The organism is Lysinibacillus sphaericus OT4b.31, assembly GCF_000392615.1.
GTDB lineage: Bacteria > Bacillota > Bacilli > Bacillales_A > Planococcaceae > Lysinibacillus > Lysinibacillus sphaericus_B.
This window is the reverse complement of record NZ_KB933435.1, coordinates 1-363: the sequence shown is the minus strand read 5'-3', so window position 1 is coordinate 363 and position 363 is coordinate 1. Positions and strand designations below refer to the sequence as shown.

General features: G+C 36.4%; 1 protein-coding gene. It reads right to left on the bottom strand.

Translation table 11 applies throughout. From position 1 onward, the window contains the following. Positions 1 to 23 precede the first annotated feature (23 nt). A partial coding sequence (locus H131_RS22585) for a transposase (protein WP_010861460.1) occupies positions 24 to 363 on the bottom strand: 340 nt, incomplete at its 5' end.

The window sequence follows — 363 nt, the reverse complement described above, 5'->3', positions numbered from 1 at the left end:
CTTAAAAAAACGAATGAAATACCTTATGATGCTGTAGATTCTTGAAGATTAGTATATCTAAGTCTATCCATCGCTAGTCTGGATGCATTGTATGCAATGTGTACTAAATCGAAATGAACTTTAGCTTTTTTCCCTGTACAATGGTAAATCTGATTCAATAGAAAGTAGCCTTTTAGATAGGCATTTACACGTTCAACGGCACTTCGCGCCTTATAGAGTTGGTTCCATTTTTTCGAGCCTCTTGCTGGAGCCGTATATCGTCTAAGATCTTTTGTTATTTTCATTTTATAAACCTTTTGACATAAGCTATCGTGAGCCAATGGACAATCGTTACATTCATGAGGACGTGTATACTTTAGCGTC